Below are 19,473 nucleotides of genomic sequence, written 5' to 3' on the forward strand. Positions count from 1 at the left end.
CATGCGCCTGTCTCCGTTCCGCGCGGTGTCTAGGCGCGGTGCGCCACCTCCAGCAGAATGTCGCCCGGCGCGGTCAGGTAGAAGCCGAACGCGCCGTGCTGCATGGTCGGCGGGGCGACGGCGAGGCCGCCGGCCGCCAGGCGAGCATGGAGCGCCGACACCGCCTCCTGGCTCTCCAGGTGGAAGCCGATGTGGAACGGGATCGGCCAGGTCTGGGCCCCGTCGCGGCGCAGCCGGCTGAGCACCAGCACCAGGCCGGCGTCGTCGCGCAGGATGGACAGGCCGTCCTGGCCCAGGGTGCGCTCGTGGGTGAAGCCTAGCCAGGTTTCAAAGAAGTCCCGCGTCGCGGCGACGTCGGGCACGGGCAAGTCGATGTGGTTCAGGCGCATCAGCGCACTCCTTCAGGTGAGGCGCGGCGCACGGGTGGCTCTATCGGTATCGACATCGGGACCTCGCACGCCGAGCCGGCGGCGCACGATGCGCCGTCGTCTCGTCGTGGGTCCCAGCCGTGAGGCGAGGGTACAGGTTCTCCGAAAGTCGGAGCGACCGGGCTTACCTCGTCCGGTCCATGGCCCTTTTTCGACTTGGCGATTGTAGCCGGCTTTCGAGGGACGGCTCAAGCTGCCGCGGGGCCGTCGAGAGGGTTGCGTCGGCGTCCCCACGCTCTAATGTCGCTTTCAAACAAGTGTTGGGGAGTGAAGCGCATGGCTGTGGCCGAACAGTCCGCCCAGGATCTGAATTCCGGTACCAAGCCCGTCGACCCGCGCCACGCCATCGACGAGGCCAGGCTGGCGACCTGGCTGGAGGCCCATGTCGAGGGCTATGCCGGTCCCCTGGAGGTCCGTCAGTTCAAGGGCGGCCAGTCGAACCCGACCTACCAGCTGGTCACCCCGACCAAGAAGTACGTCCTGCGCCGCAAGCCGCCGGGCAAGCTGCTGCCCAGCGCCCACGCCGTCGACCGCGAGTTCAAGGTGATCTCGGGCCTGAACAAGGCCAACTTCCCCGTCGCCAAGGCCTACGCCCTGTGCATGGACGAGGACGTGATCGGCACGATCTTCTACGTGATGGACAATGTCGAAGGCCGGATCCTGTGGGACGGCACCTTGCCCGACTACCAGCCGGCCGAGCGCCGGGCGATCTACGAGGCCGAGATCGCCACCCTGGCGGCCCTGCACAATGTCGACTACGCCGCCGTCGGCCTGGCCGACTACGGCAAGCCGGGCAACTACTTCGCCCGCCAGATCGACCGCTGGACCAAGCAGTACAAGGCGTCCGAGACGAAGGTGATCGAGGACATGGACCGGCTGATCGCGTGGTTGCCGACCACGTGCCCGGCCGACGACGTGACCTCGATCGTCCACGGCGACTACCGCCTGGACAACATGATCCTGCACGCCACCGAGCCGAAGGTGGTGGCGGTGCTGGACTGGGAGCTGTCGACCCTGGGCAACCCGCTGGCCGACTTCAGCTACTTCCTGATGAACTGGGTGATGCCGTCCGACCAGCGCGGGGGCCTGGCCGAGATCAAGGACCTGACCGCCTACGGCGTGCCGACCATTCCGGAGGCGGTGGCCCAGTACTGCAAGCTGACCGGCCGCGACGGCCTGCCGAACCTTGACTGGTACTTCAGCTACAACCTCTTCCGCCTGGCGGGGATCTGCCAGGGGATCGTGGGCCGGGTGCGCGACGGCACGGCGGCCAGCGCCCATGCCGAGATCATGGAGGCGCGGGTTCCGGTGCTGGCGCGGGGGGCGTGGGAGTTCGCGAAGAAGGCGGGCGCTTAGGCGGCTAGCACCTGCCCCCTACGGATCGCTTCGCGATCGTCTTCCCCCACAGGGGGAAGAGGAGCCGCGTCCTCCGCCCCCTATGGGGGCGGACAGGCGGCGAAGCCGCCAGGTGGGGGCAAGTGGGTGAGCTACAGCCCTGCTGACTCCAGCAGTTTCGCCAGCGCCCCTTCATCCTCGAACCGCGCCCGCACCGGCCAGGCCGTGACCTTGTCCCGCCAGGCCTGCGGCAGCCGCACCCAGTCCTTCTCGGTGGTGACCAGGCCCGCGCTGTAGGTCTGGGCCCGCTCCCACAGGAAGTTCAGCGTCGCCTCGTCATAGTCGCCGTGGTCCGGATAGGGCGCGAAGTCGACCAGGTGGCAGCCGGCGGCCTGCAGGGCGCGCTCGACCTTCCAGGGCTTGCCGATGCCGGCGAAGCCGACCTGGCGGCCCTTGGGCGGCGGCGCGGCGGGCTCCAGGCGGGCGATCAGCACGGGGGTGTCACCGAACAGGGCCAGCAACTCCGGATCGGCCTGCGGCAGGTCGTCGGGCAGCAGCACGATCACCGCGTCGGTGCGGGCGAGACTCACCGCCAGCGGCTCGCGCATCGGGCCGGCCGGGAACACCTTGCCGTCGCCGAACGGCCACTCGTCGTCGCGGGTCTCGCCGTCGACCACCACCAGCGACAGGGTCTTGCGCAGGTCGGGGTTCTGGTGGCCGTCGTCCATGACCACCACCTCGGCCCCGTTGGCGGCGGCCTTGCGCGCCCCCAGCACCCGGTCGCGCGACACCCACATCGGGAAGTCCTGGGCCAGCATCAGCGGCTCGTCGCCGACGTCCTTGGCGGTGTGGCGGGCCACGTCGACCCGCACGGGACCTTGCAGCTTGCCGCCGTAGCCGCGCGACAGGCCGTGGGCCCGGCGGCCGCGCTGGGTCAGGGTCAGCAGCAGTTCGCGGACGATCGGCGTCTTGCCCACCCCGCCGACCGTGAAGTTGCCGACGCAGATCACCGCGCAGTCGGCGCCGCGCGGCTGGGTGCGGGCGATGCGCCGGGCGGTCTGGGCGGCCCAGATCCACGACAGCGGGGTCAGCAGGGCGCGGGTGACGGGGCTGGGCGCGCCTTCGCGGCGATACCACCAGCGCGGGGTGGCCAGCTTCATGCCTCCGCCTCCGCGTCCAGCAGCTCGAGGATGCGGTCCAGGCCCGCCCGGGCCTCGGCGTCACGCCGGGCGACGAAGGCCTGGGCGCGGCCGGCTTGCAGCTTCAGGATCTCAGGCCCGGCCAGCAGCTCGGCCAGCCGCGCGCCCAGCACCGAGGCGTCGGCGAAGGTCACGCCGTCGGCGGCCCGCAGATCGGCATAGGCGGTCAGCCAGTTCTCGACATGCGGGCCCGAGACGATCGGGCAGTCCAGACGCGCCGGCTCCAGCGGATTGTGGCCGCCGATCCCCGTCACCAGGCTGCCAGCCACCAGGGCCAGATCCGCCAGCCGGTACCACAGGCCGAGCTCCCCCAGGGTGTCGGCGACGATGATCTCGGCCGAGCCGTCGGGCTCCCGGCTGCGCAGGCTGACCGTGGCGCCGGTCGCCAGGGCCAGGTCCGCGACGGCCGGGCCGCGTTCGGGATGGCGCGGGACGATCACCAGGCGCGGGCGCCCGTGGTCTTTATCGGCGGCCAGGGCGCGCCAGGCGTCCAGCACGATCTCGTCCTCGCCCGGATGGGTGCTGGCGGCCAGCAGCAGCGGCCGCTCGCCCAGCCGCGCGCGCAGGCCGGCCAGGGCCGCCTCGTCGACGGGCAGCGGGGCCGAGCCGAACTTCAGGTCGGCCTCGCCGGCCACCATTCCGCCCAGGGCGGTGAGCCGGTCGGCGGCGCGGCCGTCCTGGGCCAGGATCAGGTCGAAGCCGCTGAACAGCTCATGGGCCGCGAACGGACGGGCCTGCCAGCCGGCATAGCTCTTGTCCGACAGCTTGGCCGAGACCAGGGCCAGCTTCACCCCGCGCGCCTTGGCGGTCAGCAGCAGGTTGGGCCACAGCTCGCTCTCGACGAACACCGCCAGGTCCGGCCGCCAGTGATCGAGGAACCGCCGGGCGCCGCCGGGGGTGTCGACCGGCAGGAACTGGTGGATCGCGCCGGCCGGCAGGCGGCGGGCCAGAAGCTCGGCCGAGGTGACCGTGCCGGAGCTCACCAACACCGCGGCGTCCGGCCGCTCGGCCCGGAGGCGCTCAACCAACGGCAGGATCGACAGGCTCTCGCCGACGCTGGCGCCGTGCAGCCAGACCAGCCGACCGTCGGGGCGCGGGATGGTCGGCCGGGCCAGGCGCTCGTGCAGCCGCGCGCGGTCCTCCTTGCCGGCCTTGGCGCGGCGTTCCAGCAGCAGGGGCGCGAACGGCTCCAGCGCGGTGGTCGCCGCGCGGTACAGCGCCAGGGACAGGGGAAGGCTCACACCACGTCCGCGGGGGCCAGTCGGCAGGACGCCGCGCCGCCGTGCTCGACCTGCAGCGTGACGTGACCGATGTTGAACCGGCTGTTCAGTTCGGCGCAGGCGTCGTGCAGGAAGGCGTCGAGGTCCTCGCCGACCATGCCGGCCCCGAGGGGGCGCACCAGGTGGGCGGTCATGGCGGTCTCGGTGGTGCTCATCGCCCAGATGTGCAGGTCATGCACCTCGGTGACGCCGGGGCGGGCGGTCAGCCAGTCCTTGACCGCCTTGGGGTCGATGCCGCGCGGGGCGGCGTCCAGGGCCAGGTCCAGCGAGTCGCGCAGCAGACTCCAAGTGCCCAGCACGATCACCGCCACGATGCCCAGGCTGACCACCGGGTCCAGCCACAGCCAGCCGGTGAACCACATCACGGCGGCGGCCACCACCACCCCGGCCGAGATGGCCGCGTCGGCGGCCATGTGCAGGAAGGCCCCGCGGATGTTCAGGTCGTCCTTGGAGCCCCTCATGAACATCAGCGCCGTGGCGGTGTTGATGACGATGCCGATCCCCGCGACGATCATCACCGGCCCGGCCTGGATCGGTTGCGGATCGGCGAAGCGGCGCACGGCCTCCCAGGCGATGGCCCCGATCGCCACCAGCAGCACCACGGCGTTGGTCAGCGAGGCCAGGATCGTGCCCTTGCGCAGGCCGTAGGTGTGGCGTCCGCCCGGAGCCCTCTTGGCCAGGATCACCGCGCCCCAGGCCATGAACAGGCCCAGCACGTCGGACAGATTGTGGCCGGCGTCGGCCAGCAGGGCCAGCGAATGGGTCATCAGGCCGGCGGCGGTCTCGGCCATGACGAAGCCGATGTTCAGCGCCGCGCCGATCGCGAAGGCCCGGCCGAAATCCTTGGGCGCATGGCTGTGGCCGCCGGGGCCGTGGTGGTGGTGGCCGTGGTCGTGACCGTGGGAATGGTCGTGACCATGATCGTGATCATGGTGGTCGTGAGCGTGGTCGGCGTGGTCGTGCGGCATGGGGTCTACATCCCACCAAGCCATCACCCTTTCAACCGTCATCCCTGGAGGTTCACACGCTTGCCCCCTACGGACCGCTTCGCGGTCGTCTTCCCCCATAGGGGGAAAGAGGGCTTCGTGCGCGCGTCCTCCGCCCCCATGGGGGCGGACAGACCGCGAAGCGGTCAGGTGGGGGCAAGGGAGTGAGCCTCGGTCCTCGGACCTAGTCCCTGACCGCCGTCTCCCCCACCAGCGCCTCCGCCCGCCGGTTCACGGCCGACAGCCGCGCCGCCCAGGTTCCCACCAGCACGTCGGGGTCGTCGTCGCGGCCCATGGTCACCGGTCCGTCCCAGACCATGGCGGCCTTGGCGAAGGGCAGGGGGATGATGGTGCGGTCCCAGGTGTCGAGGCGGATGCACGGCTTCATGGCCAGGCCGACGAACAGCACCGGCGCGCCGGTCATCCGGGCCAGGGCCAGGGCGCCCTTCTGCATCTCCTCGACCGGACCGCGCGGGCCGTCCGGCGTGATGGCCATGGCCCCGCCGTCGCGCACCCATTTGACCATGTCGCGGAAAGCCTGCTCGCCGCCTTTGTTTTTTGCGGTGTCGGTCTTCTTGACCGAGGAGCCGCGGATCGAGGGGAAGCCCAGCTTGCTGATCGTGCGGGCGATGAACTCGCCGTCGCGCGATTGCGAGACCAGCACGCGGATCCGCGGCTTGTCGGCCCCCTGCGGCCAGGTCGACGGCCCCACCGGCACGCGCGAATGCCACAGGGCCAGGATCGCCCCGCTCTTGTCGCGCAGGCTTTGCGCCCACACCGCCTGGGCGTGCTCCTGGCCTTCGCGGGTCCAGCGCAGGGTGGCGTAGACCAGCCGCAGATAGCCGGCCATCAGGTTGGCCAGCAGGATCATCACCCAGGGCGAACGCAGCGGCCTCAAGCGGAAGTCTCCGGCAGTTGATCCAGGTCCTGGGCCTTGGCCAGGCGGGCGTAGAGGCCATTGTGACGGACCAGCGAGCCGTGGGTTCCGGTCTCCACGACCCGACCCTTGTCGATCACATAGATGCGGTCGGCGTCCTTCACGGTCGACAGGCGGTGGGCGATCACGATGGTGGTGCGGCCGGCCATCAACCGCTCCAGCGCCGCCTGGACCTGGGCCTCGCTCTCGGTGTCCAGGGCGCTGGTGGCCTCGTCCAGCAGCAGGATCGGGGCGTCCTTCAGGAAGGCGCGGGCGATGGCGATGCGCTGGCGCTGGCCGCCCGACAGCCGCGCGCCGGCCTCGCCGACGATGGTGTCGTAGCCCAGCGGCAGCTCGCTGACGAAGTCATGGGCCGCCGCCTGGCGGGCCGCGGCCTCGATCTCGTCCTCGGCGGCGCTGGGCCGGGCGTAGGCGATGTTGGCGCGGATCGTGTCGTCGAACAGGAACGGCTCCTGGGTGACCAGGGCGATCCGGTCGCGCAGGGACGCCAGGGTCACGCCGCGCACGTCGTGGCCGTCGATGGTCACCGCCCCGGCGGTGACGTCGTAGAAGCGCGGGATCAGGTTGAGGATCGAGCTCTTGCCGCCGCCCGAGGGGCCGACCAGGGCGACGGTCTCGCCCCGGCTGGCGGTCAGGCTGACGTCGGACAGGGCCGGGGCGTTGTCGCCATAGGCGAAGCTGACATGGTCGAAGGCGATGGCCGCCTCGCCGGCCGGCAGCGCCTTGGCGTTGGCGGGATCGACGATGGCGGCCTCGACGTCCAGCGCCTCGAACAGGCGGCGAGCGCCGGTGAAGCCCTCGCTGAACACCGTCTGCAGGTTGGCGACCTGCCGCAGCGATTGCAGGGACGCCCCCAGCGCGAACAGGAAGCCGGTGAACGCCCCGGCCGTCATGCCGCCGGTGCTGGCCCGCCAGCCGGCATAGACGAAGACGGCGGCGGTGATCAGGGCTCCGAAGGTCTCGGTGGCCGGCGCGGCCATCGCCTTGGCGTTGGAGCCCTTGATCAGATGGCGCTGGCGGCGCTCGATCACCGCGGCCACGCGGCCTTCCTCATAGGCCTCGCGGTTCTCCATCTTGACGATCTTCACCCCGTCCAGGCTCTCCATGATCGCGGTCGACAGGTTGGAGGTCTCGCCCATGGCCCCCTTGGCGGCCTTGGTCGTCTTCTTGGAGAACCGCCGGATGAACAGGCTGGCGACGGGGGCGACGACGAGCACGCCGGTCGCCAGGATCCAGTCCAGCTGGAACATCACCACCAGCATGCCGCCCACGGTCAGGATCTCGCGGGTGTAATTGACCACGCCGCTGGTCGCCGCCTCGCGGATCAGGGTGGCGTCGTAGAGCATCGACGAGACGTACGAGCCCGAATGGGCGCCGCGCAGGCGGGCCAGGTCCGAGCGCACCAGCTTGCCGAACAATCGCACCTGCATGTCGCCGACCACGCCGTTGCCGATCTGGTTGATCGACCGGGTCTGCAGCACCTGGAACAGGCCGCGCGAGATGGCGATCACGGCGATCAGCAGCGGGATGCGCCACAGGGCGCCGGGCTGCGGATGCGTGATCAGCTGGTCCACCGCCGGCTCCAGCACCTTGGCCAGGCCCGCGCTCAGGGCGGCGACGATCGCGGCGCTGATCATCGCGATCGCGAGGGTTCCGCGGCGCGGCCGGAGGTAGTCGCGCCAGATCCGCGCGGCGAGGGCGCGGTTGGTCGTCTGCGGCGCGGCGGGTTCGGTCATGGGGCCAGGGGTCGGATTTCGGGGCCGTACTGTCAAGCTGGGCAATGGCCAATCATTGCGGCGGGGGTGCGGCGCTGTGGCTTTTGCATTACAGGGCTGTGGCGCCTATTTAGCCCGCATTCACGAAGGATCGCCCGTTTGCCCAGCTACGACACCACAACCCGCTGGGGGCGCTTTCGCACCTATCTCTCCTATCTTTGGAACGACCACGCCTATCTGCGCCTGGGTTTCAAGAACGACCACTGGATCAGCCCGGAGCTGGTCCGGACCAACCAGCCGTGGCCGCACCAGCTGGCCGAGTGGAAGAAGAAGGGCGTCAAGACCGTCATCAACCTGCGCGGCGGGTTCGACGGCAGCTTCTACGCGCTGGAGAAATACGCCTGCGAGAAGGTCGGCCTGAAGATGGTCGACTTCGTGATCACCTCGCGCGAGGTCCCGATCAAGGAGCGGGTGCTGGGCGCGCGCGACCTGTTCGAGTCGATCGAATATCCGGCCCTGATGCACTGCAAGTCCGGCGCGGACCGGGCCGGCATCATGAGCGTGCTCTACGCCCACTACCGCCTGGGCCTGCCGATCGAGGAAGCCATCGAGCAGCTGTCGCTGAAGTACCTGCACATCAAGCAGGGCAAGACCGGGGTGCTGGACTACACCTTCGAGCGCTACCTGAAGGATGCCGCCCCCAAGGGCCTGACCTTCACCCAGTGGGTGGAGAGCCCCGACTACGATCCGGTGAAGATCAAGGCCGACTTCCGGGCTGGGATGATCGGCGGGATCGTGACGGAAGGGCTTTTGCGGCGGGAGTAGCTTTAGGTCCTCCCCCTGTGGGGGAGGCGATCGCGCAGCGATCGGTGGGGGGAGTTTTAGGATCGAGCGTCGAGACGCAACCGCCTGCCGAATATTCCCCCCTCCGTCGGCTGCGCCGACACCTCCCCCACAGGGGGAGGACCTTTCAGGTAGATCCTAATCCAGACTCGGATCCAGCAGCTTGTGCGCGTGGATGATGAAGTACCGGGCGTGGGCGTTGTCGACCGTGGCCTGGGCCTTGGCCTTCCAGGCCTTGTGGGCCTCGGCGTAGTTGGCGTAGGCGCCGACGAACTCGACCTGGCTCAGGTCGCGAAACTCGATATCGGAAACGTTCTTCAGTTCACCGCCGATCACGAGGTGAAGAAGCTGCTTGTCGCTCATGGCGTGGAATTTCCTGCGCGGAAGTTATCGTTGCGGCAGGTCGATATGCCCGACGCGTGACAGGATCAACGGGTGAAGCGCCCGATTGGCGCAAACCACGCTCGGAAGCAGTGGATTCGCCCGATTATAGCGGAAGGCGGCGCCCTTGTGGTCGGTCAGCACCGCCCCGGCCTCGGCGCAGATCAGGTCGGCGGCGGCCAGGTCCCACTCGTTCTTGGGCGACAGGGCGACCGCGGCGTCGAAGGCCCCGCCGGCCACCAGGCACAGGCGATAGGCGATCGAGTTGCGGCTCTCGACCCGCATCGGCGGCCAGGGGTTGGCCCAGGCCGGATGGATGAACATCTTGGCGTCGCCCAGCATGGCGGCGTCCTCGAGGTCTTCGGTGTCGCTGGGGCTGATCGCCGCGCCGTTCAGCGACACGCCGCCGCCCAGGGTGGCGACATAGGTCTCGTCCAGGGCCGGAGCGTGGACCACGCCGGCCACGGGGCGGCCGTTCTCGACCACGGCGATCGACACCGCGAACCAGGGCTTGCCCTTCATGAAGGCCTGGGTGCCGTCGATCGGATCGACGACGAACTGGCGCGCGGTGACCAGCCGGGCCGGATCGTCGACCGTCTCCTCCGACAGCCAGCCATAGGCCGGCCGGGCCGCGCCCAGGCGGTCCTTCAGCAGCGCGTCCACCGCCAGGTCGGCGTCGGTGACCGGCGAGCCGCCGTCCTTGGACCAGATCTTCAGCCCAGCCTCGCGGGCCGAGAGCGCCAGGGCTCCGGCTTCGCGCGCCGCGGCGAGGATCAGGTCCAGGTCGGTCATTTTCCGGCGATCGCCAGGGCGTCGACCAGCAGGGACGGGCTGTTGCTGGCCCCCCGGATCTCCAGGTCCGAGCCGGGGACCAGGCGGGCGTAGATGTCGATCAGGTTGCCGGCCACGGTGATCTCGGTGACCGGGCCGGTCGACACGCCGTTCTCGAACCAGAAGCCCGAGCAGCCTACCGACCAGTCGCCGGTGTTGCCGTTCAGCGAGGGGCCGAACATCGAGGTCACCAGCAGGCCGGTCCCGGCGTCGGCCATCAGGCCCGCCAGATCCTTGTCGCCGGGCTGCAGCGTCAGATTATGGGTCGAGACGCCGGACGGGCCGGCCAGGCCGCGCGAGGCGTGGCCGGTGCTTTCCAGGCCCAGCTGCTTGGCCGAGCTGATGTTCATCAGCCAGGTGGTCAGCACGCCGTCGTCGATCAGGGCGCGGGCCTCGCAGGCCACGCCCTCGTCGTCGAACGGCGCCGAGCCCAGGCCGCGCGGCCGGAACGGGTCGTCCAGCAGGTTGACGCCCTTGGCGAAGATCTGCTGGCCCAGCCTGTCCTTCAGGAACGAGGTGCCGCGGGCGATCGACGGGCCCGAGATCGCGCCGATCAGCGGGCTGAGCAGCGAGATGGCCAGGCGGTTCTCGAAGATTACCGGGGCGGTGGTCGAGTCCAGCTTGCGGGGGTTCAGCTTGGCGACGGCCAGTTCGCCGGCCTTGGCGCCGATGCTTCGCGGGCTGGGCAGGTCGCTGGCGTGGCGGGCCGAGCGGCCCTCGCCGCCGCGCTCCATGCCCGCCCCTTCGCCGGCGATGGCCGAGGCCGAGACGCCGAAGCCGCTGGCCTGGTGCAGGCCGGAAAAGCCTTCGCTGGTGACCAGCCGCCAGGTCGAGGCGCTCCACGACGACGAGCCGCCGTCGGAATTGGTCACGCCCGGGGTGGCGCGGGCGGCGGTTTCGGCCTCGCGAGCCTGGGCCTCCAGGGCCTCGGCCGAAGGCTCGGTCGGGTCATGGAGGTCCAGCTCCCGGAACGGCGCGCGCGCCAGACGCTCGGCCGGGGCCAGGGCGGCGTAGGGGTCCTCGGGGGCCAGGCGGGCCATGGCCACGGCCCGGTCGATCAGCTTGGCGCGGCCCTCGGCCGAGATGTCCGAGCCCGACACCGTGGCGCTCTGCTTGCCGACGAACACTCGCAGGCCGATGTCGCGGGACTCCTCGCGCTCGACCTCCTCCAGCTCGCCCAGGCGAACGCTGACGGAGAGGGATTGGCGTTGCGCGAACACGGCTTCGGCGGCGTCGGCGCCAGCGGTTCGCGCGGCGGCGAGCACGTCATTCAACAGGTTTTCGTCCATGCGGTCTTATGGACGAGGCGGGCGGGGGGCGGCAAGGGTCCGTCGGGGGTCAGGCGGGCGCCCGCCGCGTGAACCCGTCCGCGCTCCACCCTTCGCTGCCCACGCCGTGGTGGACCACGAACAGGCCGTCGGGGTCGTGGCGCTGCTTGATCGCCGCCAGCCGCGTCCAGTGGCCGCCCCAGCTGGACGCTTGCCAGTCGCGGGTGAAGAAGTCGCATTCCGACAGGTAGCCGCCGGCGTCCGGGGCGGCGGTCTTCAGGGCGTCCATGGCCTTGTGGACGCGGACGGCGTGGTCGCGGGCCTCGGCCAGATCGGGACCGGGCATGCCGGGATAGGCCGGGTCGCCGGACCCGGCGATGATCGCCAGGGCGAAGGCGTCCAGCACCTGCGGGTTCATCGCCGTGTCGCGCGAGGCGGCCAGGGTCGCGGGCGAGGCGCCGGCCAAGCCCTTGTTGAAATGGAACGACACCGTCCAGTGGCGGCTGGCGGCGAACCAGGCGTCGACCAGCTTGCCCTGATCCTGAGGTTTCAGCAGCGAGGCCGGCAGCCAGGCCGAGGTGTAGGCGTGCCAGAAGGCTCCGACCTGCTCGCCGTCGCCGGCCCACCAGTAGTCGCCCGGCCGCGCGCCGGGACGGTCGCTGAGCTTGATCGCCTCGGGAGCGTACTTGCCCAGGACGGCCGGATTCCAGAAGTGGCGGGCGGGCAGGCTCAGCACCACGGGGTCGGGGGCCTGATAGGCCTTGGGACGGGCCTTGACGAAGTCGGCCAAGTCTTTCCAGGCGGCGCGGGCGATCTCGACGTCCAGGCCCTGGAAGACCATCTGGACCTCCAGCCTGTTGTCGGTGTGGGTGCGGACCTGCTCGCCCCAGTGCGGGTTCAGCAGGTGATCGGCGTAGTGGGCGACGAAGGCGGCGAGCAGGTCGCGGAACGCGGCGTCGGACGAGGCCTTGATCGTCCAGCTCACGACGCCGAAGGTCTCGGGCAGGTCGTGGGTCTTCAGGGTCAGGCGGGTGACCACCCCGAACGTGCCGCCGCCGCCGCCCTTCAGGGCCCAGAACAGGTCGGGCTCCTGGCTGGCGTTGACGACGCGGACCGCGCCGTCGGCGGTGACGATCTCGGCCTCCAGCAGGCTGGCGGCGGCCAGGCCGAAGCCCTTGGAGAAGCTGCCGAAGCCGCCGCCCTGGACCAGGCCGGCGACGCCCACGGTGGTGCAGCCCCCGCCCTGGACGTAGCGGCCGGCCTTGGTGGTCACCGCGTCATAGACGTCGACCCACAGGCAGCCGGCCCCGACCGAGACGGCGGGGACGGGCGCGGCGCTCGAGCCCTGGGGCGTGAAGGCCTCGTGCAGGGCGATGTCGCGCAGGCCCTGGGTCCAGACCAGCAGGGAGTCGGGGGCGTTGGAGCCGCCCATGTAGCTGTGGGCCCCGCCGCGCACGACCAGGCGCAGCTGGTGCTCGGCGGCAAAGCGCACGGCCTGGGCGACGTCCGAGGCCTGCTCGGCGCGGACGACACAGGCGCTGGGCGACGAGGTCCAGCCGTCCAGCCAGCCCGAGCTCTGGGTCAGGCCCGGCTGGTCGCTGACATAGAAGGGATCGGCCAGCCATTTGGCGGCCTCGGGGCCGTCGAGCCGGGGCGGGACCACCGGCTTCAGCCGCCCGCCGACCGCGGCGTTCAGCGACGCCCACTGCTGGTCCGTCGGCCAGGCGGCCGTTCCGGGACGGGCCCGGCGCATCACGGCGGCCGCGGCGCGGTCGATCTTCAGGGTGGCCGCCGCCGGCAGGGCCAGCAGGGCCGCCAGCAGGGTTCTGCGTGTCGTGTTCGAGCCGGTGGTCATGACGTCTTGCCTCGCTGGTCGGTGAGGAAGACATCGGCCAGGGCCCGGCCGCGATCCAGGGGCGTGGGACGAGCGGCGGCCCGTTCGGGACGGCCGGAAACGCCCTGGTCCGGGCGGCTCGAAAAGCGGGATCAGCCGATCGCGTAGAACAGCAGGGCGACCGCGCCGAAGATGTAGGCCAGCCAGGTGCAGATCATGCCGACGGCGCGCGGGATCGAGGCGCCGCCGCTGTTGGACAGGCCCACGGCGTGGATCAGCCGGCCGGCGAACAGCACCAGGCCCACCACGTGGATGGCCAGCGGCGCGGCGCCGACCAGGGCCAGGACGATGACCGCCGCCAGACCCACGGGGATGTACTCGCTGGCGTTGCCGAAGGCGCGGATGGCGCGGGCCAGTTCGGGAATGCCTTCATCGCCCAGGGCGACCTTGTGTTTCTGCCGCAGGCGCACGACCAGCAGCGACAGGGTCAGCAGGAGCAGGACGTGCAGCCCCACCCACAGGGCGGCGGCGTGTCCGGAGGCGATGGTGTCCATCGATCGTCACTCATGAAACTAGTCGAACGTGAGCGGCATAAGGTTCAGCGTTCGCGGAAGCTGGCAAGCCGGATCGTCGGGGAGGCGACTAAGGCCGGTCACGATCGGGGACATGCCCTTGCGGCGTGTCCCCTTCGCGCGCAGGGGTCCTGGTTGGGGACACGCCGCGAGGGCATGTCCCCACCCTACAGCTCCCGCCCGACCGGATAGAGCTTGTAGTGGTCGTCGTAATACGGCGTCCGCGCGTAGAACCACCCCAGCCGCGCATCGGGATCGGCGGCGAACTTCGGGTCCGCCGCCAGCTTGGCCTCGAACTCGGCCTTCAGCTTGGGATCGGCGGCCAGCATCTTCTCGGCCAGCGGGGCGATCGCGTAGCCCTCGATATATTCGACGCGCTGCAACACCTCGGGGAACATGCCCCAGGCGAAGAAGCTCTCGTCGCTTTCCGGCTCCAGCAGCAGGGTCACCATCTCGCCCAGCGGCTGGTCGGTCGAGATCCGCACCGAGCCGGCGGGGAAGGTGACGGTGCGCGTCTCGTGGGTGACCGGGCCGGCGTCGATCTCGACATGGCCTTCGCTGGCGCGTGTCGCGAGCTTGGGCGCGGTGAGGCGGATCATGTCGACCGACACCGCCCTGGGCGCGGCCAGGGTCTCCATCTGGACGCCGTGAATGCGCAGACGTTCGATGATGTCGGGCTTGGCCGACGAGACCCAGTAGGCCTTGGCCGGAGTCAGGTCGAGCGACGGCTCGCTGGTGTAGAGCGGCAGCGACCAGGGCTTGGGATCGGGCTTGCCCAGCCAGCGCACCTCCTTGCCGCCCGAGGCGGGGGAGTCGTAGGTCTCGTACAGCACGCCCAGGAAGCTCACGGTGTGCAGCGGCTTGCCGGCGCCTCCGAAGCTGGTCCCGAAATTGGCCTTGATCACGGCGGGCCGCTGGGCGCGGTCCTGCCGCTCGGCGGCCCGCAGGGCGGCGCCGTCCTTGGCCAGGACCTTCAGGGTCTCCTCCAGCAGGACGTAGGTCCCGAGCACCCGCTGCCGGTAGGGCTTCAGCGAATGGTTCTCGACCAGCACCGTGGCGATCCGCGCGGCGTCGCCGTAGCCGTTGGAATAGCGCAAGGACGCCGGCGAGGCGCCCAGGCCCTTCTTGGGGTCGCGGTTGTCCAGGCCGAAGACCAGCTGGCCGGGGATGTGGCCCGCCGCCTTCAGGCCCGCCTCGGTGGCCGGCAGGAAGGCCTTGTCCAGCCAGGCGCTGGTGGCCTTGGAGCGCGCGAAGTCGCCCTGGTAGCCGGCCCAGCCATAGGTGACGTCGTACTGGTAGTCCTCGCCGTCGGTGACGTGGATGTCCATGTAGAGGTCGGGCTTCACCCGATCGATCAGCGTGATCATCGCCCGCATCTCCGGCGCGTCGAGCTTGCCGTAGTCGCGGTTCAGATTGAGGTTCTGGGCCGTGTGCCGCCAGCCCTGAATGAGCGGGCCGCGCTGGTTGGGACGGCTGTAGGGGCTGGCGCGCTCGTGGCCGTCGACGCTGAGGATCGGCACGAAGACCAGGTTCACGCTGTTCAGCGGATTGTCCTTGCCGTGGAAGGCCCCCCTTTCGAAAGCAATGTCCCGCAGCAGCATCATGCCGGCGTCCTTGCCGTCGATCTCGCCCGGGTGGATGCCGGCCTGGGCCAGCAGCACGGGCTTGTTCGGATCGAACTTTTCGCCGTCCTTGGAGACGTAGAGCACCAGCAGGTCGCGGCCCTCGGGCGACTTGCCGAACACCTCCATGCGGATCAGCGGCGAGGCGGCGTCCAGCTTTTCCAGCCAGGCGCGGGTCTCGTCATAGTTCGGCGAGGCGGTCAGGCCCGTCAGCTCCGACGGCGTGATCCAGGGGTCGGACGGCTTGGCGATCAGCGTCTCGCTGACGCCATGCCAGGCCAGGGCCGGGGGAAGGATTTCCGATTCCCAGGGAGCTTTCGGGGTCTGCGCCATGGTCATGCCCGCCGTCATCGCGACGGCCAGAGCCGCCAGCCACGTCTTCAACATCTTACGCCCCCACGGAAACGCCGTGCGTCCTTCGAGGCTCGCCTTATGGCTCGCTCCTCAGGATGAGGAAAGCAGTACAGACTTCCTCATCCTGAGGCGCCGCGAAGCGGCCTCGAAGGACGCAGGGACTTTCAACCTACTTCCGCGTCACCAGGTCCATGAAGCGCTGCTGCAGGACCTTGTCGGTCTTGAACGCGCCGCGGAACTGGGTGGTGATCGTCGAGACGTCGTGGTGATGCACGCCGCGGGTCGACATGCACTGGTGCTCGGCGTCGATCAGCACGGCCACGCCGGCGGCGCTGAGGTGGTCCTCGATGGCGTCGGCGATCTGCATGGTCATGGTCTCCTGGGTCTGGAGACGCTTGGCGAAGATCTCGACCAGGCGCGCCAGCTTGGACAGGCCCACGACCTTGCCGGTTGGCATATAGGCCACCCAGGCCTTGCCCAGGAACGGCGCCATGTGGTGCTCGCAATGGCTCTGCACGTCGATGCCGCGCAGCATGACCATGTCGTCATAGCCCTGCACGTCCTCGAAGGTGCGACTGAGCTCCTGCGCGGGATCGCCGCGATAGCCGGCGAACCACTCGCCATAGGCGTCGGCCACGCGCTGCGGCGTATCGAGCAGGCCTTCGCGGTCGGGGTTGTCGCCGGCCCAGGCCAGCAGGGTCCGGACGGCGGCCATGGCCTCGTCTCGGGTGGGGCGCTGGGCGGGTTCAAGATCAAGATCGATGTCGTTCTCGAGATCGGTCAGGGTTCGCTCGCAGGTCCGTGCGTCCATGTGTGGGGAAGGTCTTTCCACGGGCTGAGTTGCGCCAGGACGCCTTTCGTCCTGGAATTACGCGTGCCACCCGTCGCGCATTGGGACCAATAAGCATGGTCGTGCGCGCGTGCTCTCGTTATATGGGGCCAATCCGTATCCCCGCAACACTCCCGCGACGTCAGGCCGCTCCCTTCCCATGACCATCAAGCTCTACGACACCATGGCGCGCGAGAAGCGCGACTTCGTTCCCGCCGATCCGAGCCGGGTGACGATGTATGTCTGCGGGCCGACGGTCTACAACCACGCCCACATCGGCAACTTCCGGCCGGTGGTGGTGTTCGACGTGCTGTTCCGCCTGCTGCGCCACGTCTATGGCGAGGACGCGGTGGTCTATGCCCGCAACGTCACCGACGTGGACGACAAGATCAACGCCAAGGCCGCGACCGAGGGCGTGGCGATCAAGGTCATCACCGACCGCTACCTGGCCGCCTACCATCAGGACGCCGCGGCCCTGCTGACCCTGTCGCCCAGCCTGGAGCCCAAGGCCACCGAGCACATGGGCCCGATCGTCGAGATGATCGCCGCCCTGATCGCCAACGGCAGCGCCTACGCCGCCGAGGGCCACGTGCTGTTCGACACCCAGGCCTTCCCCGACTACGGCGCGCTGTCGGGCCGCGACCTGGACGACATGATCGCCGGCGCCCGGGTCGAGGTCGCGCCCTACAAGCGCCACCCCGCCGACTTCGTGCTGTGGAAGCCGTCCAAGGAGAACGAGCCCGAGTGGGACAGCCCCTGGGGCGCGGGCCGTCCGGGCTGGCACATCGAGTGCTCGGCCATGATCGACAAGGCGCTGGGCCAGACGATCGACATCCACGGTGGCGGCATCGACCTGGCCTTCCCGCACCATGAGAACGAACTGGCCCAGAGCCGCTGCGCCCACGGCGCGCCGGTGCTGGCGAACTATTGGCTGCACAACGGCTTCCTCGACATGTCCGGCGAGAAGATGTCCAAGAGCCTGGGCAATGTGATCATCCCGCACGAGCTGCTGAAGACCACGCCGGGCGAGGTGATCCGCTGGGCGCTGCTGTCGGGCCACTACCGCCAGCCGCTAGACTGGACGCCTGAGCTGGTCGAGCAGAGCCGGAAGGCGCTGGACCGCCTGTACGGCGCCCTGCGCCGCGCCAAGAGCATCGAGGCCGCGACCGACGTCGACGGCCCGGTCGACGTGCTGGCCGCCCTGTCGGACGACCTCAACACGCCGCTGGCGGTGTCGGGCTTCTTCGAGATCTCCAGCGCCATCGAGCGGGCCGTGACGGCCGGCGACGAGGCCGCGATCGCCGCCAACAAGGCCCGCCTGCTGTCGGCCGGCGCCCTGCTGGGCCTGCTGCAGGCCGATCCGGACGCCTGGTTCGAGGGCGACGCCGACGACGACCTGAAGGCCAAGGTGGAAGATCTGCTCAAGCGCCGGGTCGAGGCCCGCGCCGCCAAGGACTGGACCGCCGCCGACGCCATCCGCGCCGAGCTGGACGGCCTGGGCGTGGTGGTCATGGACGGTCCCGCCGGCGCCACGTGGCGAATGAAGGACTAAATACACACGAGGAACCCAGGAGCCCGAGATGCGCGCCTATTTCCAGATGTTCGCCGGATACAACGCCTGGGCCAATCATCGCCTCCACGCGGCCTGCGCCATGCTGGACGAGGCGGACTACAAGGCCGAGCGCGGGGCGTTCTTCGGCTCGATCCACGGGACGTTGAACCACCTGATCGTCACCGATCGGATGTGGCTGGCGCGGCTGCGGGGCGAAACCCTGCCGCCGCACGGGCTGGACGCGGTGATCTTCCACGACCTGGCGACGCTGCGCGAGGCGCGGAGCCACGAGGACGCGGCGCTGTCGAGCCATGTCGCCGCCCTGACCGACGAGCAGCTGGCCGGCGTGTTCCGCTGGACGCGGATCGCCGACGGATCGGTGGTGACCCAGCCGATGTGGGCCACCCTGACCCACCTGTTCAACCACCAGACCCACCATCGCGGTCAGGTCCACGGCCTGCTCAGCCAGGCCGGGATCGACCCGCCGTCCCTCGACCTGCCGGTCTTCCAGAAGGCCAGCGGCTTGGGTTTCATCGCTTGAGAGTGCTAGACGGACGACCATGCAACGCGCTGTAGAACACCGTACCGGGGTGCTGGCCCCCGCCGAGATCGTCTGGGAGGTGATCTCCGACTTCGCGACCTGGAAGGACTGGAATCCGGTCCATCCCCGCATGGAGGGCGAGATGCGCATCGGCACCTCGCTGCGCTTCGATCTGGTGGTCGACGACGGCCAGGCCCGGCTGGTCGAGGCCGTGGTCCAGGACTGGGTGCCCTACGAACAGCTGCATTGGCGCACCAAGCGGCTGAACGGCTTCGTGACGGCGATCCGCTATCTGGAGATCGAGAAGATGAGCGACGTCGGCTCCACCTTCTCGAACGGCGAGCTGTTCATGGGCCCGCTGGTCCGTTTCGTCAGCCGCGACGAGCGCCGCCAGCTGAAGGCCGCCTTCACCCGGATGGGCGAGGCGGTGAAGGCGCGGGCCGAACACCTCTGGTCGCAGCGCCAGAACAGCCCCACATAAGCGGCATGATCGACGACCTCTATTCGGCCCGGATCCTGAGCCTGGTGGCCAACATGCCCCGGGCCGGACGCCTGGCCGCGCCCGACGCCAGCGCCGAGAAGACGGCCAAGCTGTGCGGCAGCCGGATCGTGGTCGACGTCACGGTCCGGGACGGCAAGGTCGCCGACTTCGCTCAGGACGTGGCCGCCTGCGCCCTGGGGCAGGCCTCGGCCGCGATCCTCGGCGCCCAGGTGGTCGGGGCGGATCTTTCCGAGATCGAGTTGGCCCGGGACGCCTTGCAGGCTATGCTGAAATCAGGCGGCCCACCTCCCCAGGGCCGATTTTCGGAGCTCGCCGTGCTGGAGCCGGTCAAGGACTATCCCGCCCGTCATGCCTCGACGCTGTTGGCGTTCGAGGCCGCGGTGGAGGCTGTCCGCAAGGCCACAGGCGAGACCCAAACCCGAACTAGCCGCGTCGGCGCCGCTTGATCGAGACTTTTCGCTAGT

19 protein-coding genes are annotated in these 19,473 nt (G+C 69.9%); 6 read left to right on the forward strand and 13 right to left on the reverse strand.

The window, feature by feature from the left end; translation table 11 throughout:
• Nucleotides 1-29 precede the first annotated feature (29 nt).
• Complete coding sequence (locus ASD38_RS24245; protein ID WP_156390542.1) at nucleotides 30-389, reverse strand: VOC family protein; 360 nt, start codon at nucleotides 387-389, stop codon at nucleotides 30-32.
• Between the two features lie 315 nt (nucleotides 390-704).
• Here ASD38_RS24245 and ASD38_RS03405 point away from each other — a divergent pair, with 315 nt between their 5' ends.
• Complete coding sequence (locus ASD38_RS03405) at nucleotides 705-1,784, forward strand: phosphotransferase (RefSeq protein ID WP_056457621.1); 1,080 nt, start codon at nucleotides 705-707, stop codon at nucleotides 1,782-1,784.
• 131 nt (nucleotides 1,785-1,915) lie between these two features.
• On the opposite strand, the gene lpxK is transcribed toward ASD38_RS03405, so the two are convergent.
• The 5 genes from lpxK to ASD38_RS03430 all read right to left on the reverse strand — a co-directional run bounded on the left by lpxK (nucleotide 1,916) and on the right by ASD38_RS03430 (nucleotide 7,901).
• The gene (gene lpxK / locus ASD38_RS03410) at nucleotides 1,916-2,923 is read right to left on the reverse strand and encodes a tetraacyldisaccharide 4'-kinase (protein WP_056457624.1); all 1,008 of its coding nucleotides are present in this window, start codon (nucleotides 2,921-2,923) and stop codon (nucleotides 1,916-1,918) included.
• Nucleotides 2,920-4,203, reverse strand: coding sequence for a 3-deoxy-D-manno-octulosonic acid transferase (locus ASD38_RS03415; protein ID WP_235523746.1), 1,284 nt, complete (start codon nucleotides 4,201-4,203; stop codon nucleotides 2,920-2,922). Before ASD38_RS03415 ends, lpxK begins: the two co-directional genes overlap by 4 nt.
• Nucleotides 4,200-5,210 (reverse strand): cation diffusion facilitator family transporter, encoded by a 1,011-nt coding sequence (locus ASD38_RS03420; protein ID WP_056435882.1) that lies wholly within the window; start codon nucleotides 5,208-5,210, stop codon nucleotides 4,200-4,202. The genes ASD38_RS03415 and ASD38_RS03420 overlap by 4 nt, the downstream gene beginning before the upstream one ends.
• A 202-nt stretch (nucleotides 5,211-5,412) precedes the next feature.
• Nucleotides 5,413-6,126 carry a lysophospholipid acyltransferase family protein gene (locus tag ASD38_RS03425; protein ID WP_056435881.1) on the reverse strand — a complete coding sequence of 238 codons (714 nt, stop codon included), beginning with the start codon at nucleotides 6,124-6,126 and terminating at the stop codon, nucleotides 5,413-5,415.
• On the reverse strand, nucleotides 6,123-7,901 hold the full coding sequence (locus tag ASD38_RS03430) for an ABC transporter ATP-binding protein (protein WP_056435879.1): 1,779 nt from the start codon (nucleotides 7,899-7,901) through the stop codon (nucleotides 6,123-6,125). The genes ASD38_RS03425 and ASD38_RS03430 overlap by 4 nt, the downstream gene beginning before the upstream one ends.
• A gap of 138 nt (nucleotides 7,902-8,039) precedes the next feature.
• On the opposite strand from ASD38_RS03430, the gene ASD38_RS03435 reads away from it, so the two are divergent.
• Nucleotides 8,040-8,705, forward strand: coding sequence for a fused DSP-PTPase phosphatase/NAD kinase-like protein (locus tag ASD38_RS03435; protein WP_056435876.1), 666 nt, complete (start codon nucleotides 8,040-8,042; stop codon nucleotides 8,703-8,705).
• A 156-nt stretch (nucleotides 8,706-8,861) separates the two neighbouring features.
• Here ASD38_RS03435 and ASD38_RS03440 read toward each other — a convergent pair whose 3' ends face one another.
• The 7 genes from ASD38_RS03440 to folE all read right to left on the reverse strand — a co-directional run bounded on the left by ASD38_RS03440 (nucleotide 8,862) and on the right by folE (nucleotide 16,396).
• Nucleotides 8,862-9,086: a DUF4170 domain-containing protein gene (locus ASD38_RS03440; protein ID WP_056435874.1), complete on the reverse strand. Its 225-nt coding sequence runs from the start codon at nucleotides 9,084-9,086 to the stop codon at nucleotides 8,862-8,864.
• Between the two features lie 24 nt (nucleotides 9,087-9,110).
• On the reverse strand, nucleotides 9,111-9,896 hold the full coding sequence (locus tag ASD38_RS03445; RefSeq protein WP_056435872.1) for a 3'(2'),5'-bisphosphate nucleotidase CysQ: 786 nt from the start codon (nucleotides 9,894-9,896) through the stop codon (nucleotides 9,111-9,113).
• Complete coding sequence (locus tag ASD38_RS03450; protein WP_056457627.1) at nucleotides 9,893-11,224, reverse strand: TldD/PmbA family protein; 1,332 nt, start codon at nucleotides 11,222-11,224, stop codon at nucleotides 9,893-9,895. Before ASD38_RS03450 ends, ASD38_RS03445 begins: the two co-directional genes overlap by 4 nt.
• A gap of 49 nt (nucleotides 11,225-11,273) precedes the next feature.
• Nucleotides 11,274-13,058 (reverse strand): FAD-binding protein, encoded by a 1,785-nt coding sequence (locus ASD38_RS03455; RefSeq protein ID WP_056457630.1) that lies wholly within the window; start codon nucleotides 13,056-13,058, stop codon nucleotides 11,274-11,276.
• A gap of 131 nt (nucleotides 13,059-13,189) precedes the next feature.
• The gene (locus tag ASD38_RS03460; RefSeq protein WP_056457632.1) at nucleotides 13,190-13,591 is read right to left on the reverse strand and encodes an MAPEG family protein; all 402 of its coding nucleotides are present in this window, start codon (nucleotides 13,589-13,591) and stop codon (nucleotides 13,190-13,192) included.
• A 185-nt stretch (nucleotides 13,592-13,776) separates the two neighbouring features.
• Entirely contained in the window at nucleotides 13,777-15,618 is a 1,842-nt protein-coding gene (locus ASD38_RS03465; RefSeq protein ID WP_056457635.1) for a M14 family metallopeptidase, read from the reverse strand.
• A gap of 136 nt (nucleotides 15,619-15,754) precedes the next feature.
• Complete coding sequence (folE, locus tag ASD38_RS03470) at nucleotides 15,755-16,396, reverse strand: GTP cyclohydrolase I FolE (protein ID WP_056457638.1); 642 nt, start codon at nucleotides 16,394-16,396, stop codon at nucleotides 15,755-15,757.
• Nucleotides 16,397-16,574: 178 nt separating this feature from the next.
• Here folE and cysS point away from each other — a divergent pair, with 178 nt between their 5' ends.
• The 4 genes from cysS to ASD38_RS03490 are packed head-to-tail and all read left to right on the forward strand — an operon-like array spanning nucleotide 16,575 to nucleotide 19,455.
• Nucleotides 16,575-17,966, forward strand: a complete 1,392-nt coding sequence (cysS, locus tag ASD38_RS03475) for a cysteine--tRNA ligase (protein WP_056435855.1) — start codon at nucleotides 16,575-16,577, stop codon at nucleotides 17,964-17,966.
• Nucleotides 17,967-17,994: 28 nt separating this feature from the next.
• Nucleotides 17,995-18,507, forward strand: coding sequence for a DinB family protein (locus tag ASD38_RS03480; protein WP_056457640.1), 513 nt, complete (start codon nucleotides 17,995-17,997; stop codon nucleotides 18,505-18,507).
• Between the two features lie 19 nt (nucleotides 18,508-18,526).
• Nucleotides 18,527-18,988 carry an SRPBCC domain-containing protein gene (locus ASD38_RS03485; RefSeq protein ID WP_056435850.1) on the forward strand — a complete coding sequence of 154 codons (462 nt, stop codon included), beginning with the start codon at nucleotides 18,527-18,529 and terminating at the stop codon, nucleotides 18,986-18,988.
• 5 nt (nucleotides 18,989-18,993) lie between these two features.
• Nucleotides 18,994-19,455, forward strand: coding sequence for an iron-sulfur cluster assembly scaffold protein (locus ASD38_RS03490; protein WP_056435848.1), 462 nt, complete (start codon nucleotides 18,994-18,996; stop codon nucleotides 19,453-19,455).
• The last annotated feature ends 18 nt before the right edge of the window (nucleotides 19,456-19,473 follow it).

The organism is Caulobacter sp. Root487D2Y (genome assembly GCF_001427165.1).
GTDB lineage: Bacteria > Pseudomonadota > Alphaproteobacteria > Caulobacterales > Caulobacteraceae > Caulobacter.